Origin of the sequence: Micromonospora palomenae, assembly GCF_007829925.1 — a bacterium.
In the GTDB taxonomy this organism is placed as follows: Bacteria; Actinomycetota; Actinomycetes; order Mycobacteriales; family Micromonosporaceae; genus Micromonospora; species Micromonospora purpureochromogenes.
Map to the genome: position 1 here is coordinate 87,818 of NZ_VIXA01000002.1, position 16,771 is coordinate 104,588.

18 protein-coding genes are annotated in these 16,771 nt (G+C 74.8%); 5 read left to right on the top strand and 13 right to left on the bottom strand.

What is annotated here, in order from left to right; translation table 11 throughout:
- Positions 1–33 precede the first annotated feature (33 nt).
- From FHX75_RS11330 to FHX75_RS11350, 5 genes are all read right to left on the bottom strand, one after another.
- Complete coding sequence (locus tag FHX75_RS11330; RefSeq protein ID WP_154939177.1) at positions 34–1,551, bottom strand: hypothetical protein; 1,518 nt, start codon at positions 1,549–1,551, stop codon at positions 34–36.
- Between the two features lie 49 nt (positions 1,552–1,600).
- Positions 1,601–2,689, bottom strand: coding sequence for a hypothetical protein (locus FHX75_RS11335; RefSeq protein WP_154939179.1), 1,089 nt, complete (start codon positions 2,687–2,689; stop codon positions 1,601–1,603).
- Positions 2,686–4,089 carry an MFS transporter gene (locus FHX75_RS11340; RefSeq protein ID WP_154939180.1) on the bottom strand — a complete coding sequence of 468 codons (1,404 nt, stop codon included), beginning with the start codon at positions 4,087–4,089 and terminating at the stop codon, positions 2,686–2,688. The genes FHX75_RS11335 and FHX75_RS11340 overlap by 4 nt, the downstream gene beginning before the upstream one ends.
- A 268-nt stretch (positions 4,090–4,357) precedes the next feature.
- Entirely contained in the window at positions 4,358–4,591 is a 234-nt protein-coding gene (locus FHX75_RS11345) for a zinc-ribbon domain-containing protein (RefSeq protein WP_154939182.1), read from the bottom strand.
- Between the two features lie 41 nt (positions 4,592–4,632).
- The gene (locus tag FHX75_RS11350; RefSeq protein WP_154939184.1) at positions 4,633–4,926 is read right to left on the bottom strand and encodes a hypothetical protein; all 294 of its coding nucleotides are present in this window, start codon (positions 4,924–4,926) and stop codon (positions 4,633–4,635) included.
- 189 nt (positions 4,927–5,115) lie between these two features.
- On the opposite strand from FHX75_RS11350, the gene FHX75_RS31220 reads away from it, so the two are divergent.
- Complete coding sequence (locus FHX75_RS31220; RefSeq protein WP_211364449.1) at positions 5,116–5,448, top strand: YciI family protein; 333 nt, start codon at positions 5,116–5,118, stop codon at positions 5,446–5,448.
- Positions 5,449–5,453: 5 nt separating this feature from the next.
- Positions 5,454–6,659 (top strand): RNA polymerase sigma factor, encoded by a 1,206-nt coding sequence (locus tag FHX75_RS11355; protein WP_211364450.1) that lies wholly within the window; start codon positions 5,454–5,456, stop codon positions 6,657–6,659.
- 234 nt (positions 6,660–6,893) lie between these two features.
- Here the strand turns inward: FHX75_RS11355 and FHX75_RS11360 are convergent, their stop codons facing one another.
- The 5 genes from FHX75_RS11360 to FHX75_RS11380 form a co-directional block, all read right to left on the bottom strand.
- Entirely contained in the window at positions 6,894–7,190 is a 297-nt protein-coding gene (locus tag FHX75_RS11360) for a hypothetical protein (RefSeq protein ID WP_154939188.1), read from the bottom strand.
- A 134-nt stretch (positions 7,191–7,324) separates the two neighbouring features.
- Positions 7,325–8,179: an SRPBCC family protein gene (locus FHX75_RS11365; protein WP_154939190.1), complete on the bottom strand. Its 855-nt coding sequence runs from the start codon at positions 8,177–8,179 to the stop codon at positions 7,325–7,327.
- Positions 8,172–8,732, bottom strand: coding sequence for a winged helix-turn-helix domain-containing protein (locus FHX75_RS11370; protein WP_154939192.1), 561 nt, complete (start codon positions 8,730–8,732; stop codon positions 8,172–8,174). Before FHX75_RS11370 ends, FHX75_RS11365 begins: the two co-directional genes overlap by 8 nt.
- A 96-nt stretch (positions 8,733–8,828) precedes the next feature.
- Positions 8,829–10,175 (bottom strand): class I SAM-dependent methyltransferase, encoded by a 1,347-nt coding sequence (locus tag FHX75_RS11375; protein WP_154939194.1) that lies wholly within the window; start codon positions 10,173–10,175, stop codon positions 8,829–8,831.
- Positions 10,172–11,554: an FAD-binding oxidoreductase gene (locus FHX75_RS11380; RefSeq protein ID WP_154939196.1), complete on the bottom strand. Its 1,383-nt coding sequence runs from the start codon at positions 11,552–11,554 to the stop codon at positions 10,172–10,174. Before FHX75_RS11380 ends, FHX75_RS11375 begins: the two co-directional genes overlap by 4 nt.
- 182 nt (positions 11,555–11,736) lie before the next feature.
- Between FHX75_RS11380 and FHX75_RS11385 the strand changes: the two genes are divergently transcribed.
- Together FHX75_RS11385 and FHX75_RS11390 are read left to right on the top strand one after the other, a co-directional pair.
- Positions 11,737–12,021 (top strand): DUF427 domain-containing protein, encoded by a 285-nt coding sequence (locus FHX75_RS11385; RefSeq protein WP_154939198.1) that lies wholly within the window; start codon positions 11,737–11,739, stop codon positions 12,019–12,021.
- 57 nt (positions 12,022–12,078) lie between these two features.
- Positions 12,079–12,795 carry an RICIN domain-containing protein gene (locus tag FHX75_RS11390; protein WP_154939200.1) on the top strand — a complete coding sequence of 239 codons (717 nt, stop codon included), beginning with the start codon at positions 12,079–12,081 and terminating at the stop codon, positions 12,793–12,795.
- Positions 12,796–12,799: 4 nt separating this feature from the next.
- On the opposite strand, the gene FHX75_RS11395 is transcribed toward FHX75_RS11390, so the two are convergent.
- Positions 12,800–14,149, bottom strand: coding sequence for an MFS transporter (locus tag FHX75_RS11395; protein ID WP_154939202.1), 1,350 nt, complete (start codon positions 14,147–14,149; stop codon positions 12,800–12,802).
- A gap of 1 nt (position 14,150) precedes the next feature.
- On the opposite strand from FHX75_RS11395, the gene FHX75_RS11400 reads away from it, so the two are divergent.
- Positions 14,151–15,143: a GlxA family transcriptional regulator gene (locus tag FHX75_RS11400; protein WP_154939204.1), complete on the top strand. Its 993-nt coding sequence runs from the start codon at positions 14,151–14,153 to the stop codon at positions 15,141–15,143.
- Between the two features lie 40 nt (positions 15,144–15,183).
- Here the strand turns inward: FHX75_RS11400 and FHX75_RS11405 are convergent, their stop codons facing one another.
- Together FHX75_RS11405 and FHX75_RS11410 are read right to left on the bottom strand one after the other, a co-directional pair.
- A complete protein-coding gene (locus FHX75_RS11405; protein ID WP_170285358.1) occupies positions 15,184–16,152 on the bottom strand; it encodes an FUSC family protein in 969 nt (322 codons plus the stop codon).
- A gap of 88 nt (positions 16,153–16,240) precedes the next feature.
- Positions 16,241–16,756, bottom strand: a complete 516-nt coding sequence (locus FHX75_RS11410) for a hypothetical protein (RefSeq protein ID WP_154939208.1) — start codon at positions 16,754–16,756, stop codon at positions 16,241–16,243.
- Positions 16,757–16,771 lie beyond the last annotated feature (15 nt).

Sequence of the window (16,771 nt, forward strand, 5' to 3'; positions counted from 1 at the left end):
CGTAAACGGTGGCGGTGCCCGGGCCGCGGCTGCTCAGGCCCAGTCCTCGGCGGGGTCGGCGTCGCTCGGGGCGGGCGCGTCGTCGGCGCGGGTGGGCGGCGGGCCGCCGTGCGTCCACGGGGTCTCCTCCGGCGTCGGGAACGCCCCGGCGGGCAGGAACGCCTCGGACAGGGTGGTGTAGCAGAGCCGCTCCCCCACCTCCGGCACGCTGCCCGGCGCGGCGGTCAGCCCCCGGCCCATCGCGCCGGAGAGCTCCAGCACCACCTCGGTCTTGCCGTCCGCCGCCGGGGTCAGGAAGACCACCCTGGCCTTCTGCGTCGGCCGGGCCGGCGAGTGGAGCGTCGTGCCGACCGGCACCAGCACCGGTTCGGTGGTGACGAGCTGGATCCGGGGGCGCAGCACCGGCCGCTTCCCGGTGTCGTCGACCCGCTTCGGGTCGGCCAGCGTCACGTCCCCGACGAACGCCTCCCCGGTCAGCCGGTGCTCGGCCATCACCAGCGGGTCGTCGTAGGCGCGCTGCACCGCGTACGTGGTCAGGGCGCGTTCCAGCCGGTGCAGCCGCTGGGCGGCCACCACCGCACCGTCGCGCCGTGGCTGCGGGCCGCCGCCGGCGTCGACGTGTTCGGCGTGGCCGGTGAAGGCATCCTTGTCGCCGTCCCAGCGGCCGGCCACCCGGGCCCCGGGCGGCAGGGTCCGCAGCAGCCCGACGCCGCGCCACATCAGCTCCCAGGTGGGCGCCAGCTGGTCGCGCAGCACCCGCTCCAGCTCCGCGTACGCCGCGCCGCGCGCCACCGGGTCGTCCCCCGCGTCGGCGTACGCGGCGACGGCCGGGGCGAGCACCCGGTTGTCGAACTCCGGGTCGGTGGCCGGGCCGGCGGGCGGACAGACCGTCGGGTCCTCGGCCCGGGCGGCCGCCTGCGCCCCGGTCATGCCGGCCGGCGGATCGATCCAGCCGAGCAGCGCCGGCAGGTGCAGGTCCTCCACCACGCTCTGGCCGGTGGCCCAGTGCAGGCTCAGCGCGTCGGTCATCGCCACCAGCGCCGACGAGCCGGGGTGCTCGGCCCGCTCGGTGAAGAAGGTCAGCCAGCGGCCGAGCAGCGGCACCGACGGGTGCACCGGATAGTCGCCGTCCGGGCGGCGGAACCGGGTGGAGCGGCCCAGCAGCCGCAGGAAGGTGATCCCGGCCGGGTTCGGCACCAGCAGCTGCGGCGCGTCGACGTACCGGTGCCGGACGTCGCGGCCCCGGTCGATCGGCACCGCCTCGGTGACGTCGCGGAACTCGTCGAGGTACGGCAGCACGGTGGCGGCCAGCTCGGCGGCGAAGCGGAAGCGTTGGTCCCGGTTGCGGGGCTGCGGCACGATCAGCAGCCGCGCCTCGTCGGGGGCCGCGCCGACCAGCGCCGCCAGTGGCGCGTTCGCCTCGCCGGCCATGGCCAGCGGCACCACCACCAGCGGGCGCTCGGACAGGTGCAGGTGCCGGACGGTGGCGACCGGCTGGGCCACCCCGGCGGCCAGCGCCTGCGCCCTGGCGAGAGCCCGGAGCGTACTCATGCGGTCCGCCGGATCGGGGCGGCCGGCGCGCGGCGGGCGCGGGGCGTACTCATGCGGAGTTTCCGGCGAGGGCGTCGGCGCGCAGCCGGGCGGCGGCCCGCAGCAGCGCGGCGGCCTCCTCCTGCTCGGGCTCGGGGGCGCGCTCGCCGGTCGCCAGCGCCAGCACCTCGGCGACGGTGGCGACGCCGCCCAGCGCCTCGCGGACCGGCCGGCCCAGCGCCCCGGTGTGCCCGCCCGCCTCGTTGCGGCAGAAGTACGCCAGCTCGCAACTGGCCAGGCACTCCGGCGCGTAGCGGGCCGGCACCGTGCGCAGGCCGGCCGCCAGCGTCGCCGGGTCGGCGGTCGGGTCGGCGGTGAAGTCCGCCGGCACGGTGTCGAGCAGCGCGTCCAGCTTCGCCATCCGGTCGAGCTGCCGGCGCAGCACCAGCAGCTGCTTGCGGACGTCGAGCAGGCTGGCCACCGGTCGGTTGCCGAAGTCGCGCGGGCAGATCAGCACCACGTCGTGCGAGACCAGCTCCTCGGGGTGCCCCTCGGCGGCGAGCAGCTCGCGCAGCGCCAGCACGTAGACGGCGGACTGGATGGCCGCGGCGGCCACCTTCGCCGGGTCGGCCTGCCCGTCGACCACCGGGAACGACTTGATCTCCACCACGTGGAACCGGCCACCGAGTCGGGCGGCGACCAGGTCGGGCTCCAGGTGCACCCGCTGGCCGGCGACGTCCAGCCCGAGCAACGGGTGGTCGAAGAGCGCCGCCTCGGGCCCCTGGGTGGTCAGCGCCCGGCGGGACCGCTCGTGCCGGTCCGGCAGGTCGTCCGCGCCGCCCAGGTCCGTCCAGCCGGCCCGCTCCGGCACCGGTACGCCGAGCCGCTCGGCGACCAGCCGCAGCAGCTCCGCCCCGCCGTCGGCCTTCACCTGCGCCTCGAAGGCGTTGCCCCGGGTGATGGCGAACCGCGACTGCCCGAAGCGGGCCGGGAAGCCGATCGCCTCCGCCAGCCTCGGCTTGTCCACCCCGGCACCGTCCAGCACCGCCCGGCGGGCGCAGCCCGGGTTGCCGGTGAGCGCGGCGATGGTCCGGGCGTTGTGCCGTTTCGGAGGCAGGTCGCCGCGGATCGCGGCCAGGCGCTGCGCGGTGCTCGTCACGATCCGCCAGGATAGGCGCTCAGCGCCGGTTCGGCCGGGACGCGGGCCCGGCGGACCAGCACGGCGGTCGCCACCGCGGCGAGCAGGGCCACGGCGGCCATCGCCCAGAGCACGGTGTGCAGGCCGCCGGTGAAGCCGGGATCGGCGAGCCGGCCGGCGGTGGTGCTGGCCAGCACCGCGCCGACCACCGCGATGGCGACCGTCTCGCTGGCCAGCCGAGCCGTGTTGATCATCCCGGCGCCGGTGGCCGCCCGGTGCGCGGCGACGCTGCCGATCGCCATGGCGTCGAGCAGGCCGATCGACAACCCCACCCCGACGCCGATCGTCAGCAGCGGGCCGGCCAGGGCGGCCGTACCGCTGTCCGGGGCGAGCACGGTGGCCCAGGCGGCGCCCACCGCGACCATCGCCACCGAGGTGACGATCACCGCCGGGGCCGGCACCAGCCGGGTCAGGGCACCGCTGAGCAACGGCAGCACCAGCGTCGGCGCGGTCAGCAGGATGAGCGTCGCGCCGGCGGCGCCGGGGCTCATCCCGACCACCGTGGTCAGGTACGACGGCAGGTAGACCAGCAGTGGCACCAGCACCGCGACGATGGTGGCCGCCGCCAGGCAGATGCCGAGGAAGCGGGGGCTCGCCAGCAGGGCCAGGTCGAACATCGGCTCGGGCCGCCGGCGTTCCACCCGGACGAAGGCCACCAGCAGGGCGACCGCCGCGGCGAAGGCCGCCACGATCACCGGGGCGGACCAGCCCAGCTCGGGGCCCTGCACGAAACCGAAGATGAGCAGCAGCAGCGCGGCGGTGAAGGTGACCGTTCCGGGCCAGTCGATCCGCCCGGCGTGCGGCTGGCGGGACTCGGGCAGCAGCGGGGTGAGCGCCAGCACCGCCACGGCGGCCAGCGCCGGCGCGGCGAAGACCGCCCGCCAGCCGAACGCGGAGATCAGCAGGCCGGCGATGGAGGGCCCGAAGGCGAGGCCGACGCCGATGGTCGTACCGAAGATGCTGAACACCCGGGCACGGGCCCGGCCCGGGAAGGCGTGGGCCAGCAGGGCGGAGGCGCTGGTCGCGGCGGCGGCCGCGCCGACGCCGGCCAGCGCGCGCAGCAGGTCGAGCAGCACGATGTTCCCGGCGACCGAGGCGAGCAGCCCGGAGCCGGCGAAGATCGCGACGCCGGTGGCGAAGACCCGGCGCCGGCCGAGCAGGTCCGCCAGCGCCCCGGTGGCCAGCATGAAGCTGGCGAAGGTGGCGTTGTAGCCGTTCACCACCCACTGCACGCCGGCCAGTCCGGCGTCGAGGTCCCGCCCGATGTCCGGCAGCGCGACCGACGCGCCGGTCAGCGAGACCGGCAGCGAGAGGGTGGACAGCAGGACGGCGACCAGCACGACGGCCGGGTGGTTACGCAAAGATTCTCCCCGTTCGGACGGCGGCCCCAGCCTAAGACGCGGAGGTCAGCAGGCATCCGATACGGGCGGAAGATCACATGGTCAGCGCTCGGCGGATCGGTTCCAGGGTGAGCGGGGCGAGCGGGCCCCGGCCAGCGGCCGGCTGCGGCGGCGGTGCCGGCGACGGCCCGGGGTGCAGGGCGGACGGGAGACGGTGTGCACCGGCGCGGGAGCCGGCACAACCGGTTGCCGGCCGATCAGCCAGCAGAGGAAGCGGGCCATCGCCGGGTCAGCCGACCGGGAGGCTGCGGGCCTCGTCCTTGGAGATGCCGTACTCGGCCCCGCAGAACGAGCACTGCTGCACGTAGCGGGTGCGGACCGGAATCAGCGGAATGAAGAAGAGGGTGAACTTCGTCGACCGGCGGGTGATCACCTGCGCGGCCCGGTTGCCGCAGTTGCGACAGACCGCGGTGACCACGCCGGACCGGTTGACGGACGTGCGCAGTCCGAAGATGAAGAACATCGCCGGCCTGTACCCACGGGAGGGGGCTCACACACCCGTTTTCAGGAAGTGGTTCGCCGCCACGGCCGGCGGGCGTCGAGCTGGACGGCGAGCAGCTCCAGGAATTCCCGGAACCGCTCCTCGCCGTGTGGGGTGGGCAGCTCGTCGGTGAGCGGGCCGCGGTGCCGCCGGGCCCGCGCGATCGCCGCGGCGTAGACGCGCGGACCGGCGCCGAACGACCGGCGTTCGACCATCGCCTCGGCCATCCGGGCGGCGGCCGCGTCGTCCAGCTCGGCGGTGAAGATCAACCCGTAGAGGATCTGGTTGACGAAGCCCTTCCAGTCGTCGCGGGGCATCGCGGTCCTCCTCGGTAACTCCGTCGCCGGTGAGCGGTGCCGATGACATGATCCACCCGTGTCCGGCCCCGACCCGGTGGACCCGCCGTACCGGTGCGTCGGCGAAGATTTCTCGCCGGTCGGTGTCCGGATCCGGGTCCGGCGTTCGTCACCCTGGTGAGAGACCACGACACCGAGGAGCGCCGACCGATGAAGTTCATGATGTTCGTCTGCACCGACACCGAGCCGGACACCGACCCGAGCGCCGCGCCCGACATCGAGCGGTGGGTGGCCGAGCGGGACGCCAGCGGCCAGCGCCTGACGGGCGACGTGCTGGTGCCGCCCTCGGCGGCCACCACGGTCCGGGTACGCGGTGGCGAGCTGCTGCTCAGCGACGGCCCGTTCGCCGAGACCAAGGAGGTCATCGCCGGGTTCGACATCCTGGAGTGCGCCGACCTGGACGAGGCGATCGAGGTCGCCCGGGCCCACCCGATGGCGTACGGCGGCCGGATCGAGCTGCGCCCCTTCGCCGGCCTGGACTGACGCGGGTGGTCGACGCGGCGGACGCGGTGGCGGACGCGGGTGCCGAGGCGTACCCGCGGATCGTCGCCGCGTTGATCCGGGTCACCGGCGACTGGACGCTCGCCGAGGACTGCGCCCAGGAGGCGCTGGCCTCGGCGCTTCAGCGGTGGCCCCGCGACGGCGTGCCCGGCAATCCGGGCGGCTGGCTGATGACGACCGCCCGGAACCGGGCCGTGGACGTGCTGCGCCGCGCCGCGGTGGAGCGGCGCAGGCTGCGGGACCTGGCCCTGCTGACCGATCCCGAACCGCCGACCGGGACGGAGGAGGACGTGGTGGACGACCGGCTGCGACTCGTCTTCACCTGCTGCCACCCGGCGCTGGCCCTGGAGGCGCGGGTCGCCCTGACCCTGCGCACCGTGGCCGGGGTGCCCACCGCCGACATCGCCCGCGCCTTCCTGGTCAGCGAGTCCACCATGACCCGGCGGATCACCCGGGCAAAGACCAGGATCGCCACGGCCGGCATCCCCTACCGGGTGCCGACCGGGCCCGCGCTGGTCGAGCGGCTGCCGGGCGTCCTGGCCGTGCTCTACCTGCTCTTCACCCGCGGGTACGACGCCGACGGCGAACCCGCCTTCGCCGACGAGGCGATCCGGCTGGCCCGGCTGCTCGACCGGCTGATGCCCGACCAGCCGGAGGTCGCCGGGCTGCTGGCCCTGTTCCTGTTCCAGAACTCGCGCCGCGCCGCCCGCCGTGACCCGGCCGGTGACCTGCTCACCCTCGACGAGCAGGACCGCTCCCGCTGGGATTACGCCGCCATCGCCGAGGGACTCGCCGCCCTGGACCGCGCCGGCCACGGCCCGTACGCGCTCCAGGCCCGGATCGCCGCCGCGCACGCCACCGCCCCGACCGCCGCCGACACCGACTGGGTCGCCATCGCCGGCTGCTACGACGAGCTGGCCCGGATCCGGCCCACCCCGGTGATCCGGCTGAACCGGGCGGTGGCACACGGCTACGCCCACGGGCCGGCGGCGGGGCTGGCCCTGATCGCCGAGGCCCGCGCGGGCGGCGCGCTCGACGGCTACCCGCCGGCGCTCGCCGCGCAGGCCGAGCTGACCGCCCGCCACGGCGACCCGGTACGCGCCGCCGCGCTGTTCCGCGCCGCCGCCGACCTGGTCGGCTCCGAGCCGGAACGCCGGGCGCTGCTGCGCCGCGCGGGCGAGCTGGACCGCTGACCGCGCGGGCCCGTCCCGCCGACACCCACCGGGTTCGGGGTCGGTGGGCACCGGCGGGACGGCCGGCGGTCCGACCAGCGCGCAGGTGCCTGCCGGCCGGGCGGCCGTGGTGATCGACCAGCAGCGGCCCAGGCACACCTGTTGGGCGGCCTCAGGGGCAGGCGTCACCAGCCCGCCGCCACCATGGCATGGGGTGTGCGAGCCCTTTCGAGCTGATGACGTAAACGAATCGGGCTAGCGAGGCGACCACACCGCGGGCCGCCCGGCGCTGGCGCCGGCGCCGGTGGCGGTGCCGGAGGCGGTGCCGATGCCGGGGGCGGTGCCGATGCCGGAGGCGGTGCCGATGCCGGTGCCGATGCCGATGCCGATGCCGATGCCGGAGCCGGAGCCGGTACCGGTGCCGGTGGCGGATGAATCGTTTGCGTCATCAGCTCGAAAGGGCGCCGACAGCGCCCTTGCCGCCCGGCCACACCCGATCAGCCCATCCCGCCTGACAAGCTCGGGCGGGCACCCCCGCACAAGCACGAGCACCCCGGAGCGGCATCCCGCCAGACGACCGCCGGTCGACGCGGCAGGGGTCGCGCCGGCTCGGGCTGCACGGACGGCGCGGGCCGCACCAAATCCACGAGGGGGTGCGGCCCGCGCCGGTAGAGACGGCCGGACGGTCAGGCGCCGGCCGGAAGCTCCTCCAGCACCCAGATCGGCTGCCAGTCGGCCATCTCGTGGTAGCGGCGCAGCTCGGACAGGCCGGCCACCGACCCGCTCCAGGCCGCGTACGGCGGGTTGCCCTCGTCGAAGCCGCTCTGCACGAAGGTCAGCTTGGTCTTCCCGTCGGACTCGGCCAGCTCCCACGTGCTGATGCCGGTCGGTCCCCAGTCGACGGACATCCGGTGGCCGGGCTCCAGGTCGACCACCTTGGCCGCGTACCCGGCCTCGAAGCCGCCCATGGCGTACCGGCCGCCGACCCAGGGCTCGATGCCGATCGGGTAGCCGAACCAGGCGCTGGCCTGGGCGGAGTCGGTCAGCGACTGCCAGACCCGCTCGACCGGCGCGCCGATCAGCAGCTCGCCGCGCAGGTCGGCGGAGGTGAAGTCGGTCTTCGGCAGCAGCGGGCGCCCCTCCAGGTGCGCGGCGAGGTTGGCGATCGACAGGCTCCACCAGGTCTGGAGCACCCCCCGGATGGTGCTGCCGTCCATCGCCTCGGCGAAGTTGAAGTGGCTCTGGGTGAGAGTCAGCAGGGTGCTGCCCGGCCCCTCGGGCGTCAGGGCTATCTCGCTGGTGGTCTCCACCCCGTCGAGCAGCCAGGCGAAGCGCAGCGTGTCGTCGTCGGCGTGCAGCAGGCGCTGGTGCGGCGCGTCGCCCTCGGGCGTGAAGCGGCCCCAGAACTCGTACCGTCGGGGCAGCTCCACCTCGGCGTGCTCGGCGAACCAGACGCGCAGCTCGGCCGGGTCGGTCAGGGCGCGCCGGACGGCCTCGACCGGCGCGGCGAGACGGGCACCCAGCTTCAACAGATCACTCACGGTCGTCCCCCTTGGGGTAGCAGGCAACGGCGAGCTTGAAGGCGTCCCCCTCGGCGCCGCCGTAGCGTGTGAACAGGTCCCGCAGCGTGGACTGCAGGTCGTGCAGAAACTCCTGCCGGCGCTCGGCCGGCACCCGGATCTCGCCGGACACCCCGATGGAGGGCAGCTCCGGCGCGGACCGGTCGAGGGCGGCGACGTCCGCCTGGACCTCCTCCATCAGGTCGAGCAGGTAGCCCAGGCTGAGCTCGTCCCGGGCCCGGCGCACCCCGCCGACCCGCCCCACGAGGCGGGGCGAGAGCCAGTACGACCGGGCGGCGGCCTGGTAGATGCCCTCGCTGATGCCGCGCACCTTCCGGCTCGACACCTGCTCGACCAGCCCGGCCGCCACCAACTGCTTGACGTGGTAGTAGACGCGCTGCGGCGTCTGCTCCAGCCGGGCGGCGACCTCGGTGCAGGTGCGGGGCTCGGCCAACTGCCGCAGCACCTCGACGCGCTGCGGCTTGAGCAGGACCTCGGCCTGCTCGATCTGCTCCAGGTACATGACGTCTCTCATCGCACAAATGAGCTTGTACGTAAAAACTCTCTTTGTCAATAGGATCGAGGAAAGCCGCGCCGACCCGGGCGCGGCTTCCCTCGGGCGGTTTCCCGGTCAGGGCGTCCAGTCGGGGCGCAGCGGGTACGACGTCTGCCCGGCCGGCCCGTTGCGGGTGGCCAGCACCTGGTGCAGCTGGATGCCGTTGGTCTCGAAGGCCAGCCGGGACCCGGCCATGTAGAGGCCCCACACCCGCGCGGTGCCCTGCCCCACCTCGGAGACGCAGAAGTCCCAGTTCTCGACGAGGTTGCGGCACCAGGCGGCCAGGGTCAGCGCGTAGTGCTGCCGCAGGTTCTCCTCGTGGTGCACCTCCAGCCCCACGTCGTGGATCTCACTGATCAGCCGGCCCGGCCCGGCCAGCTCGCCGTCCGGAAAGACGTACCGGTCAATGAAGGCGCCGGAGCGGTGCGGGGCCCGGTTGTCGGCCCGGGTGATGCAGTGGTTGAGCAGCCGGCCGTCCGGCCGCAGCCGGTCCCGCAGCGCCCCGAAGTACGCCGGGTAGTTGCGGACCCCGATGTGCTCGGTCAGCCCGATCGAGGAGACCACGTCGAACTGCTGCCGCGGGGCGTCCCGGTAGTCCAGGTGGCGCACCTCGGCCAGCTCGGTCAGCCCCTCCCGCTCGATCGCCGCCTGCGCCCAGCGCGCCTGCTCCCGGGACAGCGTGACGCCGAGCGCCTTCACGCCGTACTCCCGGGCGGCGTGCCGGACCATGCCGCCCCAGCCGCAGCCCACGTCGAGCAGCCGCATCCCCGGCTTGAGCGCCAGCTTGCCGGCGACCAGGTCGTACTTGGCCGCCTGGGCCTGCTCCAGCGTGTCGCCCGGGCTGTGGAACACCGCGCAGGTGTACGTCATGGACGGGCCGAGCACCTTCTCGTAGAAGGCGTTCGAGACGTCGTAGTGGTGCGAGATGGCGGTGCTGTCCCGCAGGCGGGAGTGGCGCAGCCCGTTCATCACCCGCCGCCAGCGCGGCTGCGCCTCCTGCGGCGGGGGCGGCGGGGGCAGCAGCCGCTCCCAGCCCAGCCCGCGCACCAGCGCCAGCCCCTCGGCCAGCGACGGGGTGCGCACCCGCAGCTCGTCCTTGAGCACCCGCAACGCCTCGTACGGGTCGCCGGGGTGCACGCCCTGCAACTGGAGGTCCCCGCTGACGTACGCCCGCGCCATGCCCAGGTCACCGGGGGCGGTGAGCAGGTACGTCAGACCACGCTCGGAGCAGATGGACAGGGTGATCCCACTGTCGGCCGGGCCGATCGCGCTGCCGTCGTACCCGGTGATCCGCACCGGCAGCTCGCCGGTGGTCAGCGCCCGGACGACGTCGGCGACGGTGGGGGCGGCGCGCCGGCCCCCGGCCGGCGGTGGTGTGGCGGGGGAACTGCTCGCCCCCTGTTCTCGGTCGGTCAGGCTCATTTTCGTGCAACCGCCTTCTCGTAGAGTCCGGTGAGCCGGTGATCCGGGTCGTAGCGGTCCTTCACGGCACGCCAGGTCTCCCCGCCGTAGAGCCGGTCGAAGGCCGCTCGGTCGTAGTACGCGTCCGAGTAGAGGGACTTGTGACCACCCATGTCGGACACCGCCCGCTCGATCGAGCGGTTCACGTCGCCGTCGGCCGCTCCGTCGGCGATCGGCACACTTCCCCAGAAACCGATGTTGACGTAGGTCTGCCCCGGCCGGAGCGGATACAGCGGCCAGGACCGCGCCGAGCCCGGCCCGGCCGGCTCACGCAACCGCAGCGGGCAGAGCCAGACCGGGTTCATGCCCACGTTGGCGGCGAACCAGCGGAGGAAGTCGGCGGTGGCCTCCAGCGGGATCTCGACGTCCTGCACCACCCGCTCGCGGGCCGGGCGTCCGCGCCAGCGGTCGACCCGCGCGGCGACCTGGTGCCGGTGTTCCAGCCGGACCAGCCGGTGGTAGAAGTCGCTGCGCCGCCACCGGGCCGGCCAGAGCCGCCGGACGACCGGGTGCTGCACCCCGAACGCCGCCGAGCACCAGAACCAGTCGGTGTCCCAGCGCCAGAGGTAGTCGTGGGTGGTCAGCGCGTCGCGGGTGCGCCGGCGCAGCGACCGGTAGTAGATCTCCTGGCCGGTGTAGTCGCTGAGCTGCGGCGCGTCGTCGGTGAAGGTGCCCAGGGTCAGGTACGCCTCACCGGGGCTGAACATCACCCCGTCCATCGCGTCGACGGGCTGCCCCTCCCACTCGCCCTTGGCGACCACGTCGCCGATCGCCTCGGTCAGCTCCTCCAGCCGACTGAAGCGCACGTTGCGCAGCGCCACGGCGTGGCGTACGGGCTGGAGCTCGATGCGCAGGCGGGTGGCGTAGCCGAGGCTGCCCAGCGAGTTGGGGAAGGCGGCGAAGAGGTCGGCGTGCTCGCCCTCCGGGCGGGCGGTGAGGATCTCGCCGGCGCCGGTGAGCACGTCCATCTCGGTCACCGACTCGTGCGGCAGGCCGTTGCGGAACGAGGTGGACTCGATGCCCAGCCCGGTGACCGCGCCGCCCAGGGTGATCGTGCGCAACTGCGGCACGACCAGCGGCATCAGTCCGTGCGGGAGGGTGGCGGCGACCAGGTCCTCGTACGTGCACATGCCCTGCACGTCGGCGGTGCGGGCCCGGGGGTCGACCGACAGCACGCCGTCCAGCCCGGACACGTCCAGGCCCGGTGAGCTGGTGGCCGCCCGGGGGCGGAACAGATTCGAGGTGCGTTTGGCGAGGCGGACGGGTTCCCCGAGGGGCACCGCGGCGTACGACCGCCGCAACGTGTCCACCGCCAGGTCATGATCACGCAGCGCGCGCATGAGATCACCTTACGCGCCGAACGGCCCGCGCGTGGGATGTCCATGGTGGCCTTTTCGCCACCACGATCGGACGATCCCGTCACCGTGGCGGACGTGCCGTCGGGTGATCTCCTGGCCCAAGCTGCGCGCTGATCCGCCGCCGATCGGTGGTCGGTCCGGGGCGGACGGCATAGCGTGGACCCATGCCGAAAGCCGTCTGGAACGACCTGGTGATCGCCGAGAGCGACGACACCGTCCTGGTGGAGGGCAACCACTACTTTCCCCGGGGCGCCCTGCGCGACGACGTGATCCGGGAGTCCGCGACCCACACGTTCTGCCCGTGGAAGGGCACCGCCTCCTACTACAGCCTCGAGCACGACGGCCGGACCAGCGCCGACGCCGTCTGGTACTACCCGGACCCGAAGCCCGACGCCGAGATGGTGCGTGATCGGGTGGCGTTCTGGAAGGACGTCACGGTCGTCGACTGAGTCACCGTCGGCCGGGGCGGGTGGCCATCGACCGGTCCGGTGGGTCAGGATGCCCCCATGTCCGCCCCCGACGAACACCACGACCCGGCCGGCACCGTCTACGGCGCCCGCCGGTCCGCCCGACCCGGGCTGCCCCGGGACCCGCTGATGCGGTTCGCGCTGGCTGCCGGGCTGGTCGGCGTACTGGTGGGGGTCTTCTTCGCCACCGGTGTGCTCGGCGGCGGCGACCAGCCGGTGGTGCCGGCGTCGGCCGCCTCCGCGCCCCCGGCGGAGCCGCCGTCGCCGGAGGTCACCGAGCCGGCCCCGACCACCCCCGCCGCGCCCTCGCCGACCGCCGCGCCCACCACCCCGCCCGCCCCGGTGGCCGGGCCGAAGGTGTTCCGGGCGGTGGCCTCCGGCCTCTGCGTCGGCACCGACGACGAGGACGAGAAGGCCAAGGCCGAGTTGGCCGGCTGCTCAGGCGGGCCGGAGCAGCAGTGGGTGGCCAACCCGGTCGCCCCGGACCTGGTCACCCTCACCAACGCGGCGCACGCGCAGTGCCTGGACGTCGAGGGTGGCAGCACCGACGACGGCGCGAAGCTCCAGCAGTTCCCCTGCCACGGGCAGGCCAACCAGCAGTGGCGGCTGACCCCGGTCGGCAGCGGCCCGGTGCTGCTGGTCGCGGTCCACTCGGGCAAGTGCGCCGAGGTGAAGGACGGCGGCACCGAGTCCGGCGACGAACTCGTCCAGGTCCCCTGCACCGGGGCCGCCCCGCAGCAGTGGACGGTGGGCTGACGCCTCAGCCCCGGTAGCTCCAGGCCCGGGCCGGCCCCGCCACCACGGGCACCGGCACCGGCACCGGTTCCCGGCGGCGCAGCAGCAGCGAGAGCCCGGCCGCGCCGATCGACAGCGCCCCGGCGACGTACCAGGCCAGCGCGTAGTCGCCGAGCCGGTCGCGGACCAGGCCCGCCCCGGTCGCGGCGACCGCCGCGCCGAACTGGTGGGCGGCGAAGACCCAGCCGAAGACCACCGCGCCCGCCGCGCCGAAGTACTCCCGGCACAGCGCGACGGTCGGCGGCACGGTGGCCACCCAGTCCAGGCCGTAGAAGATGATGAAGACCAGCATGCTCGGCTCGGCCGTGCCGGCGAAGAGGCCCGGCAGCACCAGCAGCGACCCGCCGCGCAGCGCGTAGTAGGCGCCGAGCAGCAGCCGGCTGTCCACCCGGTCCGTGAGCCAGCCGGAGGCGATGGTGCCGACGATGTCGAAGAGCCCGACCAGGGCGAGCAGCCCCGCGGCGGTGGTCTCCGGCATCCCGTGGTCGTGCGCGGCGGGCACGAAGTGCGTGCCGACCAGCCCGTTGGTGGTCGCGCCGCAGATCGCGAACCCGCCGGCGAGCAGCCAGAACGGCCGGGTCCGCGCGGCCGAGGCCAGCGCGCCGACGGCCCGGGAGGCCGCGCCGCCCGTCGTCGGCGCGGGCGGCACGACCTCCGCCGCGCCGTAGGCGGGCAGGCCGAGATCCGCCGGGTGCTCCCGGAGCAGCCAGGCCACCAGCGGTACGACCGCCAGCGCCGCCCCGGCGACGACGAGCGCCGCCGTGCGCCACCCGTGGTCGCGGACCAGCACGGCGAGCAGCGGCAGGAAGACCAGTTGACCGGCCGCCCCGCCGGCGGTCAGCACCCCGGTGACCAGCCCGCGACGGCGGACGAACCAGCGCCCGGTGACCGTGGCCACGAAGGCGAGCGCCATCGACCCGGTGCCCAGCCCGACGAGCACCCCCCAGCAGAGGATCAGCTGCCAGCTGGCCGTCATGAACACCGTCAGGCCGCTGCCGGCCGCCACCAGCGCCAACGCGCCGGCCACCACCCGTCGGACGCCGAACCGGTCCATCAGGGCGGCGGCGAACGGCGCGGTCAGCCCGTAGAGCAGCAGGTTGACCGAGACGGCGGCGGAGACGGTGGCCAGCGGCCAGCCGAACTCGGCGTGCAGCGGGTGCAGCAGGACCGAGGGGGTGGCGCGGAAGCCGGCGGCGCCGACCAGCGCGACGAACGCGACGGCGGCGACCAGCCAGGCGGGGTGGAGACGGCGGGTGCGGTTCACGATACGAGTCTCGACGGCGGGGCCGCGGACGACGAGTGGCCGGAAAGCCATCATGCGCAATAATCGGGCCATGACGATCGTCCCGCACCGGGTGGCGGTGCTCGCCATCGACCAGGTGGTCGGCCTCGACCTCGGCACCCCCTCCCAGGTCTTCGGCACCGCCCGCACCAAGGACCTGCGGCCGCTCTACACGGTCGACGCCTGCACGCCGGGGGGCCGCTCGGTACGCAGCACCGCCGGGTACCAGGTGCTGCCGGACCACGGGCTCGAGCTGGTCGAGGCCGCCGACACGGTGGTCGTACCGGGCATCCACGGCGGTCCGGCGCTGACCGACGGCATCCTCGACCCCGAGGTGGCGGCGGCGCTGCGGGCGGCCCACGAGCGGGGCGCGCGGATCATGTCGATCTGCACCGGCGCGTTCGTGCTGGCCGCCGCCGGGCTGCTCGACGGCCGGCGGGCCACCACCCACTGGGCGTACGCGGACCTGTTCCGCCGGCTGTACCCGGCGGTCGACCTGGACCCCGACGTGCTCTTCATCGACTCCGACGACGTGCTCACCTCGGCCGGGGTGGCCGCCGGCCTCGACCTGTGCCTGCACGTCATCCGCACCGACCACGGCAGCGAGGTGGCCAACCGCTCGGCGCGGCGCTGCGTGGTGCCGCCGTGGCGCGACGGCGGCCAGGCCCAGTACATCGAGCGGCCGGTGCCCCACCGGGCGGGGACCGGCACCGCCGGCACCCGGGAGTGGGCCCGGCAACGGCTGCACGAGCCGGTCACCCTGCGCGACCTGGCCGAGCACGCGCGGATGAGCGTGCGCACCTTCACCCGGCACTTCCGCTCCGAGACCGGGCTGAGCCCCGCCCAGTGGCTGCTCCAGGAGCGCACCGACCACGCCCGGCTGCTGCTGGAGACCACCGACCTGACCGTCGACCAGGTGGCCCACCGCTGCGGCTTCGGCACCGCCGCCGCCCTGCGCCAGCAGCTCCGCCAGCGCATCGGCGTCGCGCCGAGCGCGTACCGCCGAGCCTTCCACCGGCACCCCTGATCCGCGTTCCCGCACCTGCGGGACCGCTCGGTCGGCGGGGTCAGGGTGGGGCGGCGGCGCGGAGCCGGTGCAGGGCGGCGGTGGCGTCGCGCAGGTGCACCTCGATCACCGGGCGGTCGCCGGGGCCGGACGGCACGGGTGCGGTGGACCCGGGCCGGGATCCGGAGCGGTCGGTGGTGGCGGCGGAGAGCTCCGCCAGCCCGTCGGCCAGCTCGGTCAACCGGTCCGGCAACGGGCCCGACGCCACGGAGGGGTCGGACGTGAGCTGTCGGTGCACGTCGTCGCAGAGCAGCAGGGCGGCGGCGACCAGCACGTGGACGCTGTCGAGGGAGCGGTCGGCCCGGTGCAACCGGGCGGCCCGCCGGCGCCCGCGTACGGTGCGGCCGGTGACCCGGTGGGCCTCGACCCGGGCCTCGGCGAGCCGGCCGAGGCGGGCGTTGGCGTGCCGGGCCTGCTTGCAGGCGGTGGCCGCCAGCCCCGGCCCGCCCCGGCGCAGGGCCTCGGCCGCCGTCCGCAGCGCGACCGCGGTGTCCCGCAGGATCTCCGGGACCGGCGCGGCGACCAGCTTCACCGGATCGGGGCTGAACAGCACCTGGCTGCCGAGCAGACCCAGCGCGCCACCGACCGCCACGTCCAGCAGATAGCCGGCGGGCGACCGCGCCGGCCCCAGCGCGGCCACGATCAGCACGGCGGTGCCGGACTGGACGTAGGTCAGCGGCCGTGGGTCGATCAGGGCGGCGATCGACATCGCCAGCGCGAGCGCCGGCACCATCACCAGGAATCCGATGCCCAGGTCGAGGGCCTGGACGGCCTCCCCCACCGCGACCCCGGCCAGCACCCCCACGAACAGGTCGACGGCCTGCCGACCCCGCCCGCCCAGGCCCGCCGACAGGCAGATCAACGAGCCGGTGGCGGCGAAGATGGGCGCCTGGTGACCGAAGATGGTCGCCGCGATCCACCAGGCCACGCCGGCCGTCAGCGCGCACTGGCCGATCAGCGGCAACGCCATCCGGATCCGGTGCGGCAACAGCGCGGGGACGACCGACCGGGCCGCTCTGCGCAGGCCCGCCCCGCGCCGGCTCACCGCACCGGCTGGCTCACGACCCGACCGACCGGTCGACGGTCGGCCGGTCGACGGTGGGCGCCCCGGGCGGTGTCCGCAGGACCCGGAGCTGCGCGAGGTGTTTCGGCAGGTGGACGCGGGCGTGCAGGTCCAGGGTGCGCGACCACGGCAGGGTGTCGTCGACCACCAGGTCGAAGCCCTCCCGCAGGTGGGTGTCGACCGGGGTGTCCGCCGCCGGGCCGAGCCGGTCCACCAGGGCGCAGAGCTTCTGACTGGTGGCCCGCAGCAGGGTGGCCAGCCCGTCCAGGCCGCCGCAGTCGACGACCAGCGCGTCCACCTGGGGGCGGTGGATGGTCTCCAGGTCGTAGTAGGCGAAGGGCGAGCCGGTGAGGACCGCCTCGGTGGCCTCGCTCATCAGCTCGTCGTTGGCCGCCAGGTGGGCCACGATCTGCTCGGCGGTCAGCTGCCCGTGCGGCGGCTCGCCGAAGCCGCCCGCCTCCACCTCGGCGAGCAGTTCGTCGTAGATCCGCCGCAGCCCCGCGCTCTCCACGTCCCCCAGTCAACC

Excerpts from the sequence above, each read along its gene's own strand:
- FHX75_RS11385 (WP_154939198.1), top strand. The coding sequence starts at position 11,737 with ATGCCGAAAGCCGTCTGGAACGACCTGGTGATCGCCGAGAGCGACGAC.
- FHX75_RS11350 (WP_154939184.1), bottom strand. The coding sequence starts at position 4,926 with ATGCCCCGCGACGACTGGAAGGGCTTCGTCAACCAGATCCTCTACGGG.
- FHX75_RS11380 (WP_154939196.1), bottom strand. The coding sequence starts at position 11,554 with ATGCGCGCGCTGCGTGATCATGACCTGGCGGTGGACACGTTGCGGCGG.
- FHX75_RS11370 (WP_154939192.1), bottom strand. The coding sequence starts at position 8,732 with ATGAGAGACGTCATGTACCTGGAGCAGATCGAGCAGGCCGAGGTCCTG.
- FHX75_RS11330 (WP_154939177.1), bottom strand. The coding sequence starts at position 1,551 with ATGAGTACGCTCCGGGCTCTCGCCAGGGCGCAGGCGCTGGCCGCCGGG.
- FHX75_RS31220 (WP_211364449.1), top strand. The coding sequence starts at position 5,116 with ATGAAGTTCATGATGTTCGTCTGCACCGACACCGAGCCGGACACCGAC.
- FHX75_RS11345 (WP_154939182.1), bottom strand. The coding sequence starts at position 4,591 with ATGTTCTTCATCTTCGGACTGCGCACGTCCGTCAACCGGTCCGGCGTG.
- FHX75_RS11395 (WP_154939202.1), bottom strand. The coding sequence starts at position 14,149 with ATGGCTTTCCGGCCACTCGTCGTCCGCGGCCCCGCCGTCGAGACTCGT.
- FHX75_RS11400 (WP_154939204.1), top strand. The coding sequence starts at position 14,151 with ATGCGCAATAATCGGGCCATGACGATCGTCCCGCACCGGGTGGCGGTG.
- FHX75_RS11390 (WP_154939200.1), top strand. The coding sequence starts at position 12,079 with ATGTCCGCCCCCGACGAACACCACGACCCGGCCGGCACCGTCTACGGC.
- FHX75_RS11405 (WP_170285358.1), bottom strand. The coding sequence starts at position 16,152 with ATGGCGTTGCCGCTGATCGGCCAGTGCGCGCTGACGGCCGGCGTGGCC.
- FHX75_RS11375 (WP_154939194.1), bottom strand. The coding sequence starts at position 10,175 with ATGAGCCTGACCGACCGAGAACAGGGGGCGAGCAGTTCCCCCGCCACA.